This is a genomic window from Halomarinibacterium sedimenti (genome assembly GCF_019312585.1).
Classification (GTDB): domain Bacteria; phylum Bacteroidota; class Bacteroidia; order Flavobacteriales; family Flavobacteriaceae; genus Halomarinibacterium; species Halomarinibacterium sedimenti.
The window spans coordinates 202639-224923 of sequence record NZ_JAHWDP010000001.1 but is presented as its reverse complement, the minus strand read 5'-3'; the positions used below and the strand labels follow the sequence as shown (position 1 = coordinate 224923).

Below are 22285 nucleotides of genomic sequence, written 5' to 3'. Positions count from 1 at the left end.
AATAAACTTTCTATTTTTATGCTTCAAAAATAATACACTTTCAAAATGACTAAAATACTTGCTGTAGGTTCCCGAATTAACCACCCCGAACACGGAAAAGGGGTTGTCACCAACGTAGATTCTAATATGTATTGGGTGACTTTTATTGAAAACGGATTGGAAACCATCCCCTTGGATGATGATTTTGAAGTTATTGAAGCTTCCGAGGACGATTTGGATACTGTGAGTTTCTACGAAGTGGAGAAAACATTACGAAGTATTTTAAAAAAGTGGAGCGATGTAAGTGAAATAGTTCCCATTGCCGATAAGTATAAAGGAGGCACCATGATTCTTCAACCCAAGGATACTAGTTTGGTGAATAAAGAGATTCCAATAGAAACTTTTTTTCACAAAATAGTGATGCTCCGTGATCGCTTGCGAGTGATGGAACAAAAGATAAACTCTAGCAATAACCTTGACGATCAAGAAAAAGTAGATTTGCAGCAGTATATTACACGTTGCTACGGAAGTTTAACAACGTTTAACGTGCTATTTAAGAACAATTCACAGCAATTTAAGGGAGAAAGTAGCAAGTAATAAAGCGCTATTTTTAGCGTTTTATACAGATTAGCAAGGATTTACAAATAATTAGTACCTTTCGCTACCCAAATCTTTATGATGCTACTTTTACAAACCGACGAAAATGCAACCTGGTTGGCACCTTATGCCTACACCATTGTATTATTAGGATTCTGTTTTTTTCTCTTTCGAGTTTTTGAAAATTGGTATGCATCTAAATACGATCGTCCATTTTACAGGCATTATTTTGTCTTTAGGAAACTAAAACCAAATCAAATATCAGTTCTTCAAAATGAGTTTGATTTTTATAATCTGCTTTCTAAACGGGAGAAAAGGCAGTTTCAGCATCGAATTTCGGTATTTTTAAATGACAAAAAGTTTGTGGGTAGAGGAGGACTTGAAATTACAGATCGAATCAAAACACTCATTGCCGCTGTGGGTTGTATGCTTTCTTTTGGAAGGAAAAACTACGATTATAGCCTTATAAACTATATCATTGTCTATCCCGATGAATTTTTCAGCAAGTTAAATGACAGTTATCACAAAGGAGAGTTTAATCCAAGGGAAAGAGCTTTGGTGCTTTCTTGGAAACATTTTGAGGAGGGTTATCAAATATCTAACGATAATCTTAATTTGGGAATTCACGAGTTTATGCACGCCATGCAATTGGAATCTAAAAATAGTGCCGATATTGATTCTACACGCTTTTCGAAACAATTTCAGAATATTTTACAGCGTTTAACCGAACAAGAAGTCAAAGATAAATTGGATGCCACACAGTTTTTTAGGGATTATGCTTTTACCAACCAATATGAATTTATGGCGGTTTTGGCAGAATATTTCTTTGAGTCTCCTAAAGATTTTAAAAGTCACTTTCCAGAAATCTACGATTCTACAAAAAAGCTGCTAAATTTTCGGTTTGCAGGCTACTAACCCTTTTTTACTATATCTGAAGCAATCATCGCCGCATGTATTCGGGAGTTTTCAATAAACCATTTATGGGTTTCCATACCTCCACAAATGACTCCAGCTAAATAGACTCCTTCTACATTCGATTCCATACTTTCTGGATTGTACTGTGGCAGGTATTTGCCATCCTCAGAAAGCGAAATTCCAATATTTCTTAAAAACTCTAAATTAGGTTGATACCCTGTAAGGGCTATAACAAAATCATTGGGAATGGTAATGTCTCCTTCGGGAGTTGAGATAATCACTTCAGATTCCCTAATTTCTTTAATTTCAGCATTAAAATAGGCTTTGATACTTCCTTCTTCAATTCGGTTTTCAATATTGGGTTTTACCCAATATTTTACCCGTTCTCCTATGTTGGGTCCTCTAACTATCATGGTGACATCGCCTCCTTTTTGCCAAATTTCCAAAGCGGCATCCACGGCCGAATTGCTTGCCCCAACCACCATGGTTTTTTGCATCACGTAGGGATGCGCCTCCTTAAAATAGTGCGAAACTTTGGGTAATTGTTCCCCAGGAACATTCAAAAGATTGGGAATGTCATAAAACCCTGTCGCAATAATGATATTTTTGGCAGCGTATTGATTTTTGTTACTTTCAATGTGAAAAAAATCATCCTTCTTTTCAACAGAAAGCACTTTTTCATAAAGATGTATATTCAATTCAAACGATTTGGCAACCCTTCGGTAATATTCCAACGCTTCATCTCGATGGGGTTTTGGGTTATTGCTTATAAATGGGATGCCGCCAATTTCTAGTTTTTCCGAAGTAGAGAAAAAGGTCATATTAAGCGGGTAGTTATAAAGTGAATTTACCAATGCCCCTTTTTCTAACACCACATAATCCAAATTATTTTTTTGACACTCCAGGGCACACGCAATACCTATGGGGCCTCCACCAATAATAAGTACATCTTTTTCTTTTTTCAAAAGCTAATTCTTTGGAGTAAAGATAAAAAAGCCTGCTTGTTAGGACAAGCAAGCTTTTACTTATTATGAAAAAGGAACTATTTCTTCACCATTATTTTTTGTGTAAAGGTATTTGCACCCTGTTTTGCTACAAGAATATAGATTCCTTCACTTAGCTTAGTAGCACTCCAAGATTCTTGGGCAACAGCAATAGTGTCTACTTTTTGTCCTAATATGGTAAATACTTCTATTGAATCTAAAAATTGAGTTTCCAAAGTATTTAATTTAAATTCTGAACCCATTGTTGGACTGACTAAAATTTTACTTTTTTTAAAATCTTTTACCGCCAGCGTAGCATCTCGAAAAACGACTGCGTTAGGTTGTAGTAATCCACCAGATCCACTACTCACAATGCTTCCTTGAAACGTTCCATCATTTGAAAATTCATCTATTTGACCAGGACCACCGTTGCCAACAACATAGTTAAAAGTAACAGGATGAATGGCAATTCCTTCAGGTTGTGTAACTGTTGTTGTAAACGTTTCGATATGGTTTCCATTATTGTCAAAGCGTTCAATATTTCCTCCATTCCAATTTAACACCAATATCGTTCCGCCTTGTTCAACTAAAACATTGGTAGGTCCAGAAAGTTGTGTGTCGATTAAGACTCCTTGTGAGATACCAGAACTATCAAATTTAGTAACGGTGTTGCTTCCGTAAGATCCTACATACATATTTCCAACTAGATCAAAATCCAATCCCACACTTCGCCCCACTCCAATGTCTGTATATTCCCCTAATGGTGTGCCGTCTTGCTCAAATCTTAAAACTTTGTTATCGGTATTACTCCATTGAACAACATAAATAGTGTTGTCAGGACCAATTTTCATACGCGTGGGTCCTCCTGGTACAGCAGCGAAGTCTTCAATATAAGCTCCTGTATTGGCATCATGTTTTGTTATTTTATTGCCTATTAAACAAGAAATAAGAACGACTCCTTGATCTTCCAAAAATAAGATGTCTTGTGGCCAACCTACACTTTGAGCAGCAAAATCATCACTTGAGATAAAAACTTGGGGGTTGCTACCATCCAAATCATATCGTAAGACTTGCGATGTTGGGATATTAAAATTTCCAGCGTCACTTACATAGATGTAGTGTGATGTTTGTGCAGAAATTGTCATGGTCAAGAGTATTGTAAATACCGAGAGTATGAGTTTTGTTGCTTTCATAGTATTGATTTTAAAGTTTCTGAAAGCTAATATCCTACCATACAAATAGTAAAGGGTTCAGATTTATAAAAATGGACTCTTTTTTTATAAACTAAGAGGTGATTACAGTATCTCGAAATTGCGTAGGAGTGCAGTGAAACTCTTTTTTGAAGGCATTGTAGAAAGTAGCTTTATTGTTAAAACCCACATCAAAATAGATGCTTTTTATACTGTATTCTGGGTTTTTTAATAGTAATCGTTTTGCCTCTTGTAACCGATAATCATTTATAAATTGATTAAAGTTTTTACCCGATTTTTTATTAATCACTTTTGAAAGTAAATGCGTAGAAAAGCCTAAGTTATCTGCTAAATTAACCAACCGAAGCTCATTGTCGATAAATGGTTTTTCGGTTTCCATATGTTTTGTGAGCTTTACATAAAGTTCGTTCATTAACGATTCTTCAAACGAAGTGTCTTTATTGTTATTAGGAAGAAACAATTCAGCAAAGAACTCTCCATCAAAAACCTGCGGTTGTTTGATAATAAAAAAGCCAATGGTATAAATGGAAATACTCATTGTGATGGAAATCATATAATCCCATTCACTATTAAAAAAGGGAAAACGAACCAAAACATAATAGGAAATATAGGCCAAGGTAAAAGTGACAAACAACCCAACCAATATTTTACTCCATCGTGCGCGAAGTTTTTCGAATTGGGTGGTTGTTTTTTGTCTATAAATTTGAAGAAATATTAATGTAGAATAGACTCCCATATGTATAGCAATAAACCAAGGATTCAATGAAAACCAGCGCCAGGGAACTCTAAATTCGATAATTCCTAATTGATTGGTTAGTATGGCAAGATAAGTGACCAAAACCAAAAAGGCGGGTAGAAAATGGAATCCAAAATTAAACTTTACTTCCTTCTTATGTAAATTGAGAAAGTATAAATAGAGGAGGGGTCCAGTCGTGTAGTAGCATACGTGGGGAAGTAATTGTAAATACGGAAAAACTACCTCATAGCGTGTCCAATACAAGACATACTGAAAAAGAATTAATGAAAACGCCAGCATTAAAAGTCCTATAGGGAGGTTTTTTTTGTCTTTTGTAAACACAATAGATAGGAATAAGAATAATCCCATGGGTACTGCCAAAAGGAACATGGACGTCCAAGAATCGAAAGAAGGAGTAACTTGCATTTTCAAGATTTAGGTTGAAAATTACAATAAAGCTACTAAAAGAAGTTTAAAATTATAATTATTGACCTTTATCGTGTCAGTTCTTTGAGCCCTGCAATGGTTTCAGTAGGGTTTTGAGCGCCAAAAACATAACTGCCTGCAACCAACACATCGGCGCCAGCATCTTTTAATTGTTTTGCGTTTTTGTTGGTAACGCCACCATCGATTTCAATTTGGGTAGCAGCTCCTTTTTCAGAAATTAATTTTTTAAGTGCCACCACTTTGTGATAGGTGTTTTCAATAAAACTTTGTCCTCCAAATCCAGGGTTCACACTCATTAAGCAAACCAAATCCACATCTTGAATGATATCCTCTAGCAAGTGAATAGGCGTATGCGGATTTAAAGCAACTCCTGCTTTCATGCCTTCAGCTTTAATGGCTTGAAGCGTACGATGCAGGTGCGTACAGGCTTCATAATGCACCGTAAGTACATTGGCTCCCAAAGAAGCAAAAGTAGCAATGTATCGATCGGGATCCACAATCATTAAATGCACATCTATTGTTTTTTTAGCATGTTTGCTAATGGCTTTTAACACGGGCATTCCAAAAGAAATATTAGGAACAAACACACCGTCCATAATATCAATATGAAACCAATCGGCTTGGCTTTGGTTCACCATTTCAATATCGCGTTGAAGGTTGGCAAAATCGGCTGCTAAAATGGAAGGGGCAATAAGAGTGGTGCTCATTTCTGAAATTTTTTTCAAAAGTAATAATTAGTATTGAGTATTGTGTAATGAGAATTGAGAAATACCCTAAAATGAAAAAACCTCCGGTAATCAGCCGGAGGTCATTCATCAATCAAAAAACGAACAGTCTTTATTTCCAAGAAGGAAACTATATACTGTTGTTGCTTTTATGGGTTACCCCAAATAGGTTTTCAAGATTTTACTTCTTGAAGTATGTTTTAAGCGTCTTATCGCTTTTTCTTTAATTTGTCTTACACGCTCACGTGTTAAATCGAAGGTTTCACCAATTTCTTCTAAGGTCATAGGGTGTTGATTTCCTAAACCAAAGTACAAACGGATCACATCTGCCTCACGAGGCGTTAAGGTTTCCAAGGCACGCTCGATTTCGGTACGTAAAGACTCGTGTAGCAAAGAGCGGTCTGGGTTAGGAGACTCCCCACTACGCAATACATCGTATAGGTTAGAATCTTCTCCCTCAACCAAAGGCGCATCCATAGATACGTGACGTCCAGAGTTTTTCATAGACTCCTTTACGTCGTTAATAGTCATATCCAACTCCTTTGCAATTTCCTCTGCAGAAGGTGGACGTTCGTGTGCTTGCTCAAGGAAAGCAAAGGTTTTGTTTATTTTATTGATACTTCCAATTTTGTTAAGAGGAAGACGTACAATTCTAGATTGTTCGGCCAAGGCCTGTAAAATAGACTGACGTATCCACCAAACGGCATACGAAATAAACTTAAATCCTCTTGTTTCGTCAAAACGTTGTGCGGCTTTTATAAGCCCTAGGTTTCCTTCGTTGATGAGATCGGGAAGGGTTAAACCTTGATTTTGATACTGTTTTGCTACCGAAACAACGAAACGAAGGTTGGCTTTGGTTAATTTTTCCAAGGCGCGTTGGTCACCCGCTTTAATGCGTTGTGCCAATTCTACTTCTTCGTCTGCGGTGATTAAGTCAACTTTTCCAATTTCTTGTAGATACTTGTCTAAGGAAGCAGTTTCTCTATTAGTAACCTGCTTGGTAATTTTAAGTTGTCTCATTAAAGGGGTCTCCTACTTTTTTAAGTTAAATTTTTCCTTTCGTATGGGGTTATACGTAAAGAAGAGGCAAAATGTTACAAAAGTTTTGGTTTTCTTTTAACAAGGGGTGCTTTTAGTAGGATTTTTTGAAGGAATTTATAAGTTATATACGGATGTTTTGCATAGTTATGATTTCAAAGTACGTCTGCCATATCTGATAAAACTATCATATTTTTCACAAATTCGATCGGCAAGGTCGTTTAATTGGTTTACTACATTCTCATATCTTTCAGGTTGTTTATGGACCCATTCTGAAGGTACCGCTTGTGAATTAGGACCATGTCTGAAGGTCTGATTTACAATTATTGAATTAAAGTCTTTAATTTCTTCAATAAGTACTTTCTTTAACTGTTCTAATTTTGGGTTTAAAAATTCAAAGTCTGATTGAAAGCTCTCTTCTTGAATTTTAAATAATGGATCGGATATTTTGTCCGAAAAGCTTCCACCGAAATGCTGGGTTCTTAACCAATAAATTGTTCCAGATTGATTTAAATAATCATTTCGAATTTTATCAAAAAGCTTTCTATCTAGTTCAAGTGAATCATGATCATATCTAAATTTTTTTTCTTTCCTGATTAGATTTAATGCAATAATTAATATCGCCATTCCAAACAAGACTACTAAGATTAACCATAATTCAACCTTGTAATTCCAAAATTTAGAAAAAGATTCTTTGAACGACTGATTTGAAACAAAAGACCTAATCAGTGGAATGACGTTAGTGAGTACTAATACTATTGCTCCGACAATTAACCCGCTGACATACTGGTTCTTTAAAAAGCCCTTAATTTTTCTAAACTGCATATTTATAATTATGCCCAACGGTTTTATATAACCGTTAGCTACGGTTTTAAAGTTAATGTTTTTCGGTTATACTGACATTAGCAATTCCGAGTGGATTCGTTTAAGCCCGCCCTGAGCTAGTCGAAGGGTAGACGAATCCGCCGTAATTGCGGTTATACATTGTTGGCATTTCGTTTTTTCTTTTCTAATTCAGATAGTTTGCTAATAAATATGGTCCAATAATAAGTCCAATAAAAAACAGAATTTCGATAATTTCTATTTTATCTGGGTCAGCCATTTTTCCAGTCATCGCATATTTTAACAAATCCTCTGTCTCAATTTTTTGTTCGTCTATTTGTGCTATTAATAGTTCCTTGTTTTTTAATAATGCTCTAATTCCAAATAACTGTCCAACGGTATAGAATGCACTAACCCAAAAAATTCCCAACCACCATTTAGAAACAAAATACGCAACTACGCATCCAATTCCGCACATAAATAGAAATGAGAACAGGTTTTTCGGTTGTCCTTTTATCATAATAAACATAAAAATCAGCATTCCGATTCCGCCAATGTGATAAAAATTCAAGTTGTCCGTAAAAAATCCTAACAGAAATAATATCAGATATCCAATTCCGATAAAATTCTCAATTAAAATCAAATAATAGTTTTTCATATGTGGTTAGTTCAGGTTTTTGTCAGTTTGGTCAAATGAATGCCAACTCGTTATATGTTACCTTTTATCATGGTTATCCGGGTAATTTAGGGGGGATAACGTTAGTTTTTTATCATGGTTCCGGAGACCTATCTCAAAGATACTAAATTACCTTTTTGCAAAAGCACTACGTAACTCTTCTAATTTTGCGTGTAAAATCGTATTCTCCTCCTTCTGTTGTTCTAGTGCTTCTTGCAGGGCTAGGGTAGGGTCTGGGGCATAGGTGGTAAAGTCTGCGGGTAGTTGTGCTGCGAGGTCTAACAGAAAATTGTGCTGCATCGCCACACAAAGTTCCCAAAGTATAGAGAACTGTAAAGAAGGTCTTTTTAAATACCGCTGTATGGTTTGTGGTGTACGCCCTGCGTTTCTGGATAAAGCGGCTTTAGAAATTCTGCGCAATTTTATACGATTTTGTAACATATTACCTATGTGTGGGCTTGCTATATGAGGTGTTTTAAGTGTCTTCATAGTTTTAACATTTATAAGTCTAATTGATGATGTTTATAAGCTAAACTGAGTATAGGATAAGCTAAATTGTATATAGTTATCAGCTAAATTGAGTATATGATACGCTAAACTGAGTATAGGATACGTTAGATTGTATATAATCATCAGTAAAATTGAATACAAATTAGGCATTATTACTTATGCTTATAAGCTTAACCGTTTACTTTATACTCAATTTGGCTTATTTTTGGCGTTCTAGTACGTGCTAAAAAAACGGCCTTTAAAAGACCGTTTTAAGAAAAAGGGTAGCTTTATAGTCCTTCTTCACTGGGGTCCTCTTCCTTACCGCCTTGTCCTTCGTAGCGTTCCTTCATAAACTCATAGTCTTCTTCTGCCTGTGGGATACCGCCTAGTGCAGCCATTTTATAAATGTTGTACACGCCATTGGCGGTGGCATAGGCTTCGTGCCCTGCAATGCGTTTAAGATCGCTTACACGCCCTAAGGCTACCTGCAAACGGTTTTCTAGGGTTTCTAGCTGCTCAAACACCCCCAAATCGTTACTAAGGTTGGCATCGCTAAAAAAGTTGGGTAAAATAACAGCGCCACTGCCTTGCATGACGGTAAGGACACGCTCTGCAAAGCGCTTGTTATCTACATTAATACTGCTTAAACGGGCTTGTTGCTCTGGATTAAGCGAGTTTTGTGGTAAACCGTCTATAAGCGCATTTACATTGGTAAGGCTCGTAGTTACAAATGCCTCGTCAAGTAATTGGTTAAGGCTGTTTTCATGAAAATTTGCCATACTATTATAATTTTATGGATTAAACAATAGGGCAATTTTTTAATATTATTATAAGTAAGTCAAGAGGTATTTATCCCTTTTTTATACAGGATTTTTCTCGGGAATAGACAGGATTTTTCCTGTTTTTGTAATTTTTTAAATAAAAAAACGCCCCTTATCGCTAAGAGGCGTTTTGGGTATTATGGTAAGAGATTCCTGCCTTCGCAGGAATTTGTTAATCTCTTTTTCTATCTCTATCACGGTTTCTATTGGCGCGACCTCTGTTATCTCTACCACCAGAGCGTTTGTCGTCACGCTTAGGGCGTTCTACATAGCCTTCGGGTTTTGGCAATAATGCCTTACGAGACACTTTGTCCTTTTTAGTTCTTGGGTCTACACCAAAGTCCAGCATTTTTATCACTTTTACTTCGTATACGCTACCTACTTTGGGTTTAAAGGTTAACGAGTTTATTTTTGTCTTAATTCTATAAGTAACAAATTTACTTCTAATAAGGCTTTGTGATATAATGTTTTAAATGTTGCAAGATGCCTTAGTCCTTCACTAACGGTTTTTTTAGAAAGGAGAAGGGTTTCTATTTGTTGTAGATGATGCCCGTGGGTAATCATACCTAAATTCATAAAACTAGATTTAAGTTTATGAGCAAGCTCACTGGCTCTGGCATAATATTCTCTATCCACACAGGTGCGTAAATTGTTATAATCTTCGGGTGTGTTTTTTACAAAAACCTCGAGCAAGGAAATCACAAATTCTTTGTCGTTTTCGAAGGTTTCAAGCAATGCATTTAAGGCAATGTTGCTTTTGTGCGAATCTGTATTAGGCCGTGTTTCTAAATTTTTAGCAGGGGCGGTCGTACCTTCTTCAGGCTTGTCTGATACTAACCAATACAACACCTCTTTTATAGCATCTTCACTTAAGGGTTTTGTTAGGTAAAAGTCAATTCCTGCTTTTATAGCATTTTTTCGAGCTTCTGGGAAAACATCTGCAGAGCATGCCACTATGGGTAACTTTTTAACGGTAGTGCCATTGAGTTTTCGAATATGCGAAATGGCTTCCATACCATTCATAACAGGCATATGCATATCCATTAATACAAGATCGTAAGTATCTTTTTTAGATTTTAAAATGTCTACTGCTTCCTTACCATTTTCGGCAATATCAGCTTCTACATTTAATTTTTTAAGTAACTGCTTGATATAGAATTGATTCATTTCGTTATCCTCGGCCACCAATACTTTTAATCCATCTAATTTTTTTGTGGAATCTACACTACACTTAGAAGAATCGGCAAGGCTTATTAACGAACTTTTCTTATACGGGATGGTAAATGTAAATTTAGAACCTTTTTCCAGTTCACTCTCTGCATTAAATTCTCCTTCGTGGAGGTAAATTAGTTCGCGTGTTATGGCCAAACCTAGACCTGTTCCACCAGAATTTTCCATATTGTCTACCTGATAAAAACTATCGAAAATCTTCTTTAAATTTTCACTAGAAATACCTATACCAGTATCAGTTACCATAAACTGTAGCACCAAGTCATTTTCATTTTGCTTTAATAATTTTATGGCAATGCCTATGTTGCCATGTTTGGTAAATTTTATGGCATTGCTTATTAAGTTATTTAATATTTGGTTGAGACGGTATTGATCGCCAATAACAATATCGGGTACATTTTCTTCAATGGTGGCGTGTAGCTCAAGTCCTTTTTCTTTTGCTTTTATGCTGAAACCATCTGCTAGGTTTTCAACCACTTTTCTTAAATTAAAATCTATAGACTGAAGGGAGAGTTTACCTGCTTCAATTTTCGAAAAATCTAGAATATCATTCACAATTGACAACAGATTTTTGGCTGAGAAATCAATACCGTGTAAATTTTTTCGAATTAATTTTTCATCGAGGTTTTTGGTTTTCTGAAGAATCTCGGTAAGCCCTAAAATAACATTTAAAGGTGTTCGTATTTCGTGACTCATATTAGATAAGAACGTCGATTTTGCTTTTGCAATTCGCTCGGCGTGTACTTTAGATTCTCTAATGGCCTCTAGCATTTGTTTCTTGTGACTAATATTTTTAATAAGAACACTTAGAGTAGGTTCTGGTTTTGTAAAATTGTTGGTAATAGTAATTTCTACATCCTCCTCTTGTTTGGTACCCTCAAAAAAGGTTGCTTCAATTCTTTTCCCTATTACAATGCTTGGAAAGGGAGACTCTAAATTTTCGAGATCCTCTTTTAGTTGTTGCAAAAAGGGTGAGGGTAAATAATTATATATTAATTTGTTTTCTAAGGAAGGTTCGTATTGCGAACATAAGCGAACCGCATTATCGTTTGCATAATAAATTATCCCCTCAGTATTTATAAGTAGAAATCCGTCAAGAATATTCTCAAAAATAGATTTGTAAGCGTCAATTTTTGGTCTTGAGCCGTTGGTTGGATTTTGAGGTAGCGAAACTAATTTTCTAACATGATTTTCTTGGGTTACTTCGTTTTTCTCTATTGGGATAAGGTCGTTAATTACTTTTACCGAAGTAAATTTTGGGTATAAAACAACAAATTTATCGTATGCCGTTGCAAAGTGATTTTGTGCAAAATCAATTCCTCTCTCTTTTTTTAGTTCCGAATAGATTTCGTGGGTATATTTTCTTAAATTTTGAATAAGGTTAATTCGTTCTACTATATTTAAATTGGTGGGTGGAATATATTTTGAATTTAAAACCCGTAACCAATCGCTAGTGTAATTGTTTAGTACCTTATTATTTTTTAAAAGGTGAATAATATATTTTACAAATAGAAAGCAAAAAACAGCCTCTTGTTCTTTTTCATTTTTTTGCAAAGGCCAAAAGGGCTTCGTTTTAAAATAGTTAGGGTATTGTTCTGCCATCTCCTCCCGTAACTTTTGCTGAGAATTGATATAGCGAGGATCTTTATAAATAAGATATTGCTCTATTTGCAAGTAGTACATGACTAATTTACAATTAGCAATGAAGTGAGTGTCATCAAAGGATTCTCCTTCTATGCGTGAAGCAATGGAACATATTTCTGGTGTTTGAGAACTTTTCTCAATTAGGCTTTTGAGAAAGGTTACTCTTTCTTCCCTTTCTGGATTTGGGAGTACGGCTGTGGTTTCGTCCTTATAAAAAAGGCGATTGATAAGTGCATTCATTTGGGGGCTTTTTTGCACGAAGGAAAATTCCTTCAATACTCAAATTTTGCCATTGAAAATGTATTTTCCTAATAATCAGGCGCCTATTCGATAAGATGTAATATAAATCCTACAAAATGCAAATGTTAGACAAAATATTTATTGGATTTTGCCCAAGTTTGACACTTTTTTGCTCGTAATTTTTTAAATTTCGTCTTAGGAATCCATTTGCATAAATAAAAAAAACGCCCCTTAGTGTTAAGAGGCGTTTTGTTTATTGAGACCCTTCGACTGCACTTCGACAGCACTTCGACCCTTCGACCCTTCGACCCTTCGACAAGCTCAGGACAGGCAGGCTCAGTGTGACAGCTCAGTGTGACAGCTCAGTGTGACAGCTCAGTGTGACAGCTCAGTGTGACAGCTCAGTGTGACATTTTATTAATCTCTCTTTTTATCTCTGCTATCACGGTTTCTATTATCGCGACCTCTGTTGTCTCTACCGCCAGAGCGTTTGTCGTCACGCTTAGGGCGTTCTACATAGCCTTCGGGTTTTGGCAATAAAGCTTTACGAGATACTTTGTCCTTTTTAGTTCTTGGGTCTACACCAAAGTATTTTACATCAAAAACATCGCCCATGTTTACTACATCGCTTACGTTTTCGGTGCGTTCCCAAGCCAATTCAGATACGTGTAATAACACTTCGTTTCCTGGCGCATCCATATATTCTACAACAGCACCAAAGTCAAGCATTTTTATCACTTTTACTTCGTACACGCTTCCTACTTCGGGTTTAAAGGTTAACGAATCTATCTTCGCTAATACCGCATCAATCCCTTCTTGATTGGTTCCTAAGATTTCCACAATACCTTCTTCGGTAATAGGGTCTTCGTTAATAACAATCGTAGTTTTCGTCGCTTTTTGAAGCTCTTGTATCACTTTTCCACCAGGGCCAATTAAGGCACCAATATACTCATTAGGAATGGTAACCGTAATCATTTTTGGTGCGTGTGGTTTCACATCGGCATTTGGCGTAGCAATGGTTTCGGTCAACTTATCTAAGATATGAAGACGTCCATCGCGTGCTTGCTTTAATGCTTTTACCAAAATCTCGTACGATAGTCCTTTTACTTTAATATCCATTTGGCAAGCGGTAATTCCATCTGCCGTACCGGTTACTTTAAAGTCCATATCTCCTAGGTGATCTTCATCCCCTAAGATATCAGACAATACTGCATATTTTCCGCTATCACCACCAGAAATTAATCCCATCGCAATACCCGATACTGGTTTTTTCATTTGTACTCCCGCATCCATCAACGCCATAGTACCACTACAAACCGTTGCCATAGAAGACGAACCGTTACTTTCTAAAACTTCAGCAACAACTCGAACCGTATAAGGGCAATCTGCAGGAATCATTCCTTTTAACGCTCTTTGTGCTAAGTTTCCGTGTCCTACTTCTCTACGTGATGTCCCACGAATAGGTCGTGCTTCTCCCGTAGAAAAAGGAGGGAAGTTATAGTGTAAGTAGAAAGTCTCTTCTCCTTCAAAAGAAGGCATATCTATTTGGTTGGATTCTCTAGAAGTTCCTAGGGTTACGGTAGCCAAGGCTTGTGTTTCCCCACGAGTAAAGATAGCCGAACCGTGTGTAGAAGGTAAATAATCTACCTCACACCAGATAGGGCGAATATCGGTTGTTTTTCTTCCATCAAGACGTAAGCCTTCGTTTAAGGTTAAGTCACGAATCGCTTCTTTTTCGGCTTTGGCAACATACTTATGAATGAGTTTTCCAAGTTCTACTTGCTCTTCTTCCGAAAATGAATTGAATACTTCTTCTTTTATGTTACTAAACGCTTGTCCTCGTTCGTGCTTTGAAGAACCTGCCTTTGCAATAGCGTATGTTTTGTCATACACCATATCGTGAATTTTCTTAGCCAAATCTTCATCCTCGGCTTCTGGTTCATATTCACGAACGGGTTTTTTACCCACAGCTTCAGCCAAGCGAACTTGTGCAGCACATTGAATTTTAATGGCTTCGTGCGCGGCTTTAATAGCCTCGGTCATTTCTTCTTCGCTAATCTCCTTCATCTCACCTTCTACCATCATCACTGAGTCTGCAGAAGCGCCAATTACCATATCGATATCACTTTGCTCAAGTTGTGTACGAGAAGGGTTAATGATGAATTTTCCATCCACACGACCTACTCTCACTTCAGAGATAGGGCATTCGAAAGGAAAATCGGATAGTTGAATGGCTGCAGAAGCGGCTAAACCTGCCATAGCATCTGGCATCACATCGTCGTCATGAGACATTAACTGAATCATTACTTGTGTCTCGGCGTGATAATCTTTTGGAAATAATGGACGTAATACACGATCCACTAGACGCATCGTTAGTACTTCGCCATCACTTGGACGTGCTTCTCTTTTAAAGAAACCGCCTGGATAACGTCCTGCGGCTGCAAATTTTTCGCGATAGTCTACCGTTAAGGGTAAAAAATCTACGTCACTCTGGTGGTAGTTAGAAACTACGGTACACAATAGCATACATTTCCCAGATTGCACAACCACAGACCCGTGGGCTTGTTTTGCTAGTTTTCCGGTTTCGAGCGTAATTTGTCGCCCGTCGCCAAGGTCTATGACCTCTTTAAATACTTTAGGTATCATTTTTTGTTTTTCATTAGTACGCTGAAGCAAAATTGCACCAGGGTACGGTTATTAATGGTCTTTTGACTGTTTTTCAGTCGTGTTGTTGTGTTGTTGTGGTTTGACCAATGAAAAACTAAGGGTAGCTTTTTCTATTTCAAAAAAAGTCTTTCAGAATTCCTTCTGAAAAAGTAAAAAGGGGCATAAAGCCCCTTCATTTATTACTTACGTAATCCTAATTCTTTAACAATTGCACGGTATCTCAAGATATCTTTCTTCATTAAATAATCTAATAAAGAACGACGCTTCCCTACCAATTTAACCAAAGAACGCTCTGTGTTGTAGTCCTTGTGGTTGTTTTTAAGGTGTTGGGTTAAGTGATCGATACGATGTGTAAATAAAGCGATTTGACCTTCGGCAGAACCTGTGTCATTAGCACCTTTACCGTGTTTTTTGAAAATTTCTTGTTTCTTTTCTGATGTTAAATACATGCCAATATTATTTTAAATGATTTTTATGTATGCGATTCGTTTTAAGTGAATCAGCGTGCAAAGATAGTTCTTTTCAAAATTCCTGCAAGGAAACTATGGATTTTCATTTTAATTAACATAAAATTAAACTTTTACAAAGTTGCCAAGTCATAGAACTGAAACTCAAAACAACAATATTATGAAAACAAAACTTTTAAAAGTTGGATTAATTGCTCTTTTTACAACTGGATTTCTTTTAACCGGATGTAGTAAAGAGGATTCACAAACTGAAGAAAATGAAACGGCATCATTAACCGCTGAGGAGTCTAAGCAAAGTACTGAGGCAGATGGTGTTTCTAACGATGTATTTAATGTACTAGAAATGGCATACGCCGAAATTGAAGAAGAAGCCGGACGAAATGCTAGCTTATTTACAGACTGTGTTACCATTACCATTTCATCCCAAAATGGAGTCACTTTTGTAACCCTAGATTTTGGACTTGGTTGCCAATTAAACAATGGAGCACTTGTCTCTGGAATTGTAAATTTAACGTATAGTGAAATTGTAGCTGGAACTAGGACAATTACTGTAACTTTTGATGATTTTACCTATAATAATAAAGGAGTAGATGGAGGTGGAACCATCTACCGTGAAAGAAATAATGCCCAAGGCAATCCACAGTCTACAGTTAATTTAGCAATTGAAGTGACGTTCCAAAATGGAACTGTAGCACAAGTGCAAGGAACACGAGTAGCCGAATGGATTGAAGGCGTTGGTAGTGGTACCTGGTTAGACAATGTGTTTTCCATTACAGGGGATCGTGATATAGAATTTAGTACCGGATTTACACATCAAGCAGTGGTAACAGAAGCATTGCGAAGAGAAGTTACTTGTGACCATTTTGTGAGTGGGGTTATAGAAATAACTAGAAATAATGGTCAAGGTTCATTGGATTTTGGGGATGGTACCTGTGATAATTTGGCTGTATTAACAATTAATGGTGAAGAATTTATTATTATTTTACCTTAATAACTTGGTTAATAGTTTTTTTAAAAGGAGTAGGGTTGCCTACTCCTTTTCTTTAATTTTACAGCAATAAATACGGATTTACTTACTTTTACGTTATTATTGCTAATGTTTATTATTAAAAACAATCACTATGAAAACCCTACTAAAGAAAATTGCCCTACTTTCTTTTGCTTCAGTGCTTATTTTACTTACCTCGTGTAAAAAAGATGATGATTCAAACGATCCAGATGTTATAAATTTTTCTCAAGAGAGTACAACCTATGCTGCTAAAACCGATGTTATTGTAGAAGGCTCTCAAAATATTGCTGAAAGTGCTTACGTACAATACGAAGAACCAGGACGTATGCCAAACTCTTATTTCTCAAATTGTGTCTCTTTTACCCTAACTGGTGGGGGTGAAGGCAGTGGAACCATTGTAGTTGATTTTGGTACAAGTTGCCAACTGTTAAACGGTGCCATTGTTTCTGGTAAAATTAATATGACCTACGGTCCTATTTTAGCGGGTGTACGAACCATAAATTACGAATACGAAGATTTTACCTATAACAGTAATGGAGTAGAAGGAGGAGGAACCATTACACGCGATATTGAAAACAATGATGGAAATCCACAGTCTACCATTAATGAAGATATTACAGTATCGTTTACTGGAACCACCATTACAGGAACTCGTACTGCGCAACGAATTGCAGAATGGGTAGAAGGCGTTGGTAGTGGAACGTGGACAGATAATGTATTCCATATTGAAGGTAATTGGCAAACCGATTTAAGTAATGGCTTTAGTAGAACAGGTGTGGTGACACAAACCTTAGTTCGTAAAGCAAGTTGCTTGTATTTTGTAAGTGGAAAAATTACCGTCTCTCAAGAAGGTCTTACAGGTATTCTAGACTTTGGAAATGGAGTTTGTGACCCTTTTGCGACCATTATTTTTGAAGGACAAGAGTTTCCCATTATATTAGGAAACTAAGAACAGATTCTATAGACATAAAAAAAACCGCCAACAGGCGGTTTTTTTTATGCTAACTCTTTTTCTCTAAGCGGACGATTTTGAATTAAATCGATGTAGAGATTAATATTTCGTTTTAAATCTTTACGGTGGGATATAAAATCTAAGAAACCGTGTTCCAATACAAATTCTGCTGTTTGAAATCCGTCAGGGAGTTCCTTTCCGGTAGTGTCTCTTACTACACGGGGTCCTGCAAAGCCTATTAAGGCTCCTGGTTCACTTATATTAATGTCACCTAACATCGCAAAGGAAGCGGTTGTTCCACCCGTAGTGGGATCGGTACATAAAGAAATGTAAGGGATTTTTGCCTTAGAAAGTTGTGCTAATTTGGCACTTGTTTTTGCCAATTGCATTAAAGAAAGAGCCGCTTCCATCATACGGGCACCACCACTTTTTGAAATGATGATAAAAGGGAGTTTCTTTTTTAAGGAGTAGTCTGCGGCACGGGCTATTTTTTCACCTACCACACTTCCCATAGATCCTCCAATAAAACTAAAATCCATACAAGCAACTACAATATCATTTCCCATAGATTTCCCTACGGCAGTACGAACTGCATCTTTAAGACCTGTTTTTTCTTGGGCATCTTTTAAACGATCTGGATATTTTTTTGTGTCAACAAATTTTAGAGAATCCTTAGAGTCTAAATTTTTATCCAACTCTTTAAACTTATTATCATCAAAAAGAATTTCAAAATATTCTTTACTGCCAATGCGAACATGATACCCATCTTCTGGACTTACATAAAAATTTCTTTCTAATTCTTCAGCATCTACAATTTTACCTGTTGGAGATTTATACCAAAGCCCTTTTGGGACATCTTTTTTTTGATCTGTAGGAGTTTGAATTCCCTTTTTTGTTCTTTTAAACCAAGCCATATAGAGGAGTTTGTCTTGTTTTTATAATGTGTTTACGTTGTTAAGGTCTTCAAAAGCCTTAATCAATCGTTTTTTGAAAGTTACCTCACCTTCGCGAAGCCATTTTCTAGGGTCGTAATACTTTTTGTTCGGTACATCGGCTCCATCTGGATTACCAATTTGAGTGCGTAAGTAGTCTATATTATTTACCATATAATCCCGAATTCCTTCAGTGAATGCAAATTGAAGATCGGTGTCGATATTCATTTTAACAACGCCATAACCAATAGCTTCTCTTATTTCTTCAAGTGTAGAACCACTACCACCGTGAAATACAAAATCAACAGGATTATGTCCCGTGTTAAACTTTTTCTGAACATACTCTTGCGAATTTTTCAGAATAATAGGAGTTAATTTTACATTTCCTGGTTTATATACACCGTGTACATTTCCGAAAGCTGCAGCTACGGTAAATTGATTGCTTACCTTCATTAGTTCTTCATAGGCATAAGCTACTTCGTCAGGTTGGGTATATAATTTTGAACTATCCACATCGCTATTATCCACACCGTCTTCTTCACCGCCTGTAATTCCTAATTCAATTTCTAAAGTCATATCCATTTTGCTCATTCGCTCAAGATATCTTTTGCATATTTCGATGTTTTCTTCAATTGGCTCTTCTGAAAGGTCTAACATATGCGAACTATATAACGAAGCTCCGGTTCTTTTATAATATTCTTCACTAGCGGTAAGTAAACCATCTACCCACGGAAGTAAATTCTTTGCACAATGGTCGGTATGTAGAATTACCGTAGCTCCATAGGCTTTGGCCATTTCGTGTATATGGTGGGCACCTGCTATACCTCCTGCGATAGCAGATTTTTGCTGGTCGTTAGAAAGTCCTTTTCCAGCGTTAAATTGGGCGCCTCCATTTGAAAACTGAATCATAACAGGAGCATTTAGTTCTGCAGCAGTTTCAAGTACTGTATTAACTGTATTAGTTCCAACAACATTTACTGCTGGCATGGCAAATTGCTTTTGCTTTGCTAGTTTAAAAATTTCCTGAACATTTTTTCCTGTAACAACGCCTTTGGGAATATGGTGGCTCATATATAATAGTATTTGTTATGAATGAACAAAAATAAAAAATTAAAATGGTTTAGAACGGATAGTTAATACCTATGTTATAAACAGCATTGGCAAAATTGTATTCTTTAAACCAACGATCACCAATGGCTCTTCCTGGATTATGTGTTTTAAACCCAACGTCAAAACGAATTACGAAGAACCCAAAATCATATCTTAAGCCAAATCCAGTAGCGAGGGCAATTTCTTTTAGGTCTTTTATTCCGTCAAAACGAAATGCCTCACTCTCGATTTCATCAAATACATTCCAAATGTTTCCTGCATCGGCAAAAAAAGCACCTTTAAAACTTCCTAGTAGGGTATAGCGATATTCTGCATTAAAGGCTAGTTTAAAATTAGCTTCATTAAAATCGAGAAGACTACCACTGCTTCCTGGTCCTAAATCGTAAGGTCTCCAGCCTCTATTATCATTAGCTCCACCCGCAAAATAACTACGCGTAAATGGGATGGAGTTACTATTTCCATACGGAATTGCAATACCGCCAAAAGCTCTTACGGCTAGTAAGGAACTTCCAGCCAATTGCCAGTGCCTTATATAGCTTGTTTCAAATTTGGCATATTGCGAAAAGACAACACCTAGAAGCTCATTATTACCGTCGGCGTTCTTTTCAAGGTTAGCCAAAGACGCGATTCCAGATAGTAAATTTCCAGCTAACTCAACTTTCCATTGTACTCTGGAAAAACTATTGTCGTTAATATTTTCACGACTATCTCTTGTCCATGTGAAGTTGGAAGCAAAAATCAAATTGTTTTCAGAGAGTCTATTTTTTCTCTGTACAATAGATGTCATTTCATCAATTAGGTCTTGGGAGGCGTTATATGGGTTTCCGGGAGCAAAGAATGCATTTATAAACATATCAGTCTCATTTGGAATAATTAACGCTTCATCTTCATTTTCAAAGTCATATCCAACTTCTTGGGCAATTTCATTCAACCTATCATAAGAAGAAACATACACATTAAAATAGTTGGTTGGGTTTAGGTTTCTTACATATTGCAAGTTCACCAAATCGAACCTGTTTGTCCTAATGGTTGTAGGTTTCCAGCGGTAACTAAAAATACTGTTGATGTTTTGTCTGTCTAACCCAATATTGTTCTGAACATTAATTCCCGCACTTATGGTAGTAAATGGAGAATTGTATTTGGGGATGAACTTCTCAGTATTAATAGGAAAAAGAATAGTTGGGAAGGTCAATTTTACATCAAACCCAACGTCTGAGGTGTTAAAAAACCTGCTGCTTGCATCTGCATTATCTTTTGAAGAACCTACACTACCGCTTGCCGAAATTTCTAAGTTTTCTGCCCCTCGAAATACATTTCTAATCAAAAAACTACTACTAAATCCTATTCCAAATTGTTGAATGGTAGAAGTATAGGCATCAAAATCTAGTCCAACAGTATATTTTTTTCGCGGAGTCAATAGAATGGTAGTAATTAAACCAGTACCCGTCGTGTCTCTTGGATCTTCTTGATAGGTTATATTAGGATATCTAAAGTTCCTAAGTTCACTAATTTGGTTATAGGTTAAGGTTCTATCAATGTCTTTAAAAATCCCACCTGGATTAATGGAAATAGCATCTGTAATAGCTTTGGGACGGTATTTTAATTTGTCATATCCAAAAAGTTTATACCCTTTATATTGTACAGAATCCTTAAATGCATTGTTCCGATTTGCCGTTTTATAGTCTGTTATAATGCGTACCTCATTTATGGTATGCACTTTAAAGGGTTCGTAAGCGGTAGTATCTCCACGTCGAATTCGCCTATCGGGAATAATATATTCTATGTGTACTTTATGCCCAACGTTGTTTGTATCAGCTTCAAAATTTACGTAATCTTGATCAAAATAGTACAGTCCAGAGTTGCGAAGCTGAAGGGTAATTCTGGAACGTTCATTTTCAAAATTGGCCACATTGTATTGCTCCCCCGATTTAATAAATGTTCTACCTTTTGAACGTTGAAAAAGAGAATCTACTACAGGAGAACTTATTTTTTCTGAAATAGAATCAATTAAATACGGGGTTCTTTTTTGAATGGAGTAGGTTACATTTCCTCTTTTTTCCTTTGTTGAATCTTTTGAAATCTTATAATCTCCATCCACATTAAACCACCCTTTGTTATAAAAATATTTTTTTATTTGCCTAAGGGATTTTTCGGCTCTTTTGTCTTCAATAATCACAGGGGCAGTACCATTTCTTTTTAGCCATTCGTTAAATTTAATTTTACTGCTATCCAGCGCTAAGACTTGCTTTTTAGATAATAAATTGTTTAGTCGCTTTTCACGATTGGGTTTTCTATTTAACCAAGCTTGAAAGGTGGAGTCTGGCTTTGGTTCGGCAAGATTGTATACATGTAAGCTAAATGGAATCCCCAATACAGGAATCCTTGGATTGGGCTTTTGAGAAATTAAACTATACACCTCGGCATCTTTACTCTTTTCGCCATTAATCATCACCACATTTTCTTCCAATAAAAGCTCATCATCTTTTAAATGTTTAACAGCATTACACGAGCCTAAAAGCACGAGTATTCCTAAAAATAATGATATTTTTGTGAGAGTTTGAGTCAAAGAGTGTGTATTTCTCAATTCAAAAA

Annotated in this window: 19 protein-coding genes and 1 pseudogene; 4 read left to right on the top strand and 16 right to left on the bottom strand. The window is 36.4% G+C overall.

The window, feature by feature from the left end:
- The first annotated feature begins 45 nt into the window (after positions 1-45).
- Together KXJ69_RS01120 and KXJ69_RS01115 are read left to right on the top strand one after the other, a co-directional pair.
- Positions 46-576, top strand: a complete 531-nt coding sequence (locus KXJ69_RS01120; protein ID WP_219050498.1) for a DUF8685 domain-containing protein — start codon at positions 46-48, stop codon at positions 574-576.
- Between the two features lie 78 nt (positions 577-654).
- The gene (locus KXJ69_RS01115; protein ID WP_219050497.1) at positions 655-1491 is read left to right on the top strand and encodes a zinc-dependent peptidase; all 837 of its coding nucleotides are present in this window, start codon (positions 655-657) and stop codon (positions 1489-1491) included.
- On the opposite strand, the gene KXJ69_RS01110 is transcribed toward KXJ69_RS01115, so the two are convergent.
- The 13 genes and pseudogenes from KXJ69_RS01110 to rpsO all read right to left on the bottom strand — a co-directional run bounded on the left by KXJ69_RS01110 (position 1488) and on the right by rpsO (position 15672).
- Entirely contained in the window at positions 1488-2456 is a 969-nt protein-coding gene (locus tag KXJ69_RS01110; RefSeq protein WP_219050496.1) for a YpdA family putative bacillithiol disulfide reductase, read from the bottom strand. The genes KXJ69_RS01115 and KXJ69_RS01110 overlap by 4 nt on opposite strands.
- 77 nt (positions 2457-2533) lie before the next feature.
- Entirely contained in the window at positions 2534-3667 is a 1134-nt protein-coding gene (locus tag KXJ69_RS01105; protein WP_219050495.1) for a T9SS type A sorting domain-containing protein, read from the bottom strand.
- Between the two features lie 91 nt (positions 3668-3758).
- The gene (locus tag KXJ69_RS01100; protein WP_219050494.1) at positions 3759-4847 is read right to left on the bottom strand and encodes an AraC family transcriptional regulator; all 1089 of its coding nucleotides are present in this window, start codon (positions 4845-4847) and stop codon (positions 3759-3761) included.
- A 68-nt stretch (positions 4848-4915) separates the two neighbouring features.
- Positions 4916-5575 carry a ribulose-phosphate 3-epimerase gene (gene rpe, locus KXJ69_RS01095; protein WP_219050493.1) on the bottom strand — a complete coding sequence of 220 codons (660 nt, stop codon included), beginning with the start codon at positions 5573-5575 and terminating at the stop codon, positions 4916-4918.
- A 174-nt stretch (positions 5576-5749) separates the two neighbouring features.
- Positions 5750-6613 carry a sigma-70 family RNA polymerase sigma factor gene (locus KXJ69_RS01090; RefSeq protein ID WP_219050492.1) on the bottom strand — a complete coding sequence of 288 codons (864 nt, stop codon included), beginning with the start codon at positions 6611-6613 and terminating at the stop codon, positions 5750-5752.
- Between the two features lie 165 nt (positions 6614-6778).
- Positions 6779-7456, bottom strand: coding sequence for a hypothetical protein (locus tag KXJ69_RS01085; protein WP_219050491.1), 678 nt, complete (start codon positions 7454-7456; stop codon positions 6779-6781).
- A gap of 184 nt (positions 7457-7640) precedes the next feature.
- On the bottom strand, positions 7641-8111 hold the full coding sequence (locus KXJ69_RS01080; RefSeq protein WP_219050490.1) for a hypothetical protein: 471 nt from the start codon (positions 8109-8111) through the stop codon (positions 7641-7643).
- A gap of 147 nt (positions 8112-8258) precedes the next feature.
- Positions 8259-8618 (bottom strand): helix-turn-helix domain-containing protein, encoded by a 360-nt coding sequence (locus tag KXJ69_RS01075; RefSeq protein WP_219050489.1) that lies wholly within the window; start codon positions 8616-8618, stop codon positions 8259-8261.
- 290 nt (positions 8619-8908) lie between these two features.
- The gene (locus KXJ69_RS01070) at positions 8909-9400 is read right to left on the bottom strand and encodes a hypothetical protein (protein ID WP_219050488.1); all 492 of its coding nucleotides are present in this window, start codon (positions 9398-9400) and stop codon (positions 8909-8911) included.
- A gap of 214 nt (positions 9401-9614) precedes the next feature.
- A pseudogene (locus KXJ69_RS01065) lies at positions 9615-9863 on the bottom strand (polyribonucleotide nucleotidyltransferase); the annotation flags it as partial.
- A complete protein-coding gene (locus tag KXJ69_RS13635; protein WP_255571194.1) occupies positions 9848-11443 on the bottom strand; it encodes an ATP-binding protein in 1596 nt (531 codons plus the stop codon). The pseudogene KXJ69_RS01065 and the gene KXJ69_RS13635, both read right to left, overlap by 16 nt.
- A 1530-nt stretch (positions 11444-12973) precedes the next feature.
- Complete coding sequence (locus tag KXJ69_RS01055) at positions 12974-15202, bottom strand: polyribonucleotide nucleotidyltransferase (RefSeq protein WP_219050486.1); 2229 nt, start codon at positions 15200-15202, stop codon at positions 12974-12976.
- A 200-nt stretch (positions 15203-15402) separates the two neighbouring features.
- Positions 15403-15672: a 30S ribosomal protein S15 gene (rpsO, locus tag KXJ69_RS01050; protein WP_219050485.1), complete on the bottom strand. Its 270-nt coding sequence runs from the start codon at positions 15670-15672 to the stop codon at positions 15403-15405.
- A 178-nt stretch (positions 15673-15850) separates the two neighbouring features.
- Here rpsO and KXJ69_RS01045 point away from each other — a divergent pair, with 178 nt between their 5' ends.
- On the top strand, positions 15851-16681 hold the full coding sequence (locus KXJ69_RS01045; RefSeq protein ID WP_219050484.1) for a hypothetical protein: 831 nt from the start codon (positions 15851-15853) through the stop codon (positions 16679-16681).
- 130 nt (positions 16682-16811) lie between these two features.
- Positions 16812-17648, top strand: coding sequence for a hypothetical protein (locus tag KXJ69_RS01040; RefSeq protein ID WP_219050483.1), 837 nt, complete (start codon positions 16812-16814; stop codon positions 17646-17648).
- Positions 17649-17695: 47 nt separating this feature from the next.
- Here KXJ69_RS01040 and accD read toward each other — a convergent pair whose 3' ends face one another.
- The 3 genes from accD to tamL are packed head-to-tail and all read right to left on the bottom strand — an operon-like array spanning position 17696 to position 22259.
- A complete protein-coding gene (accD, locus tag KXJ69_RS01035) occupies positions 17696-18565 on the bottom strand; it encodes an acetyl-CoA carboxylase, carboxyltransferase subunit beta (RefSeq protein WP_219050482.1) in 870 nt (289 codons plus the stop codon).
- Positions 18566-18586: 21 nt separating this feature from the next.
- Positions 18587-19654, bottom strand: a complete 1068-nt coding sequence (gene fbaA, locus KXJ69_RS01030) for a class II fructose-bisphosphate aldolase (protein ID WP_219050481.1) — start codon at positions 19652-19654, stop codon at positions 18587-18589.
- A gap of 49 nt (positions 19655-19703) precedes the next feature.
- A complete protein-coding gene (gene tamL / locus KXJ69_RS01025; protein WP_219050480.1) occupies positions 19704-22259 on the bottom strand; it encodes a translocation and assembly module lipoprotein TamL in 2556 nt (851 codons plus the stop codon).
- Positions 22260-22285 lie beyond the last annotated feature (26 nt).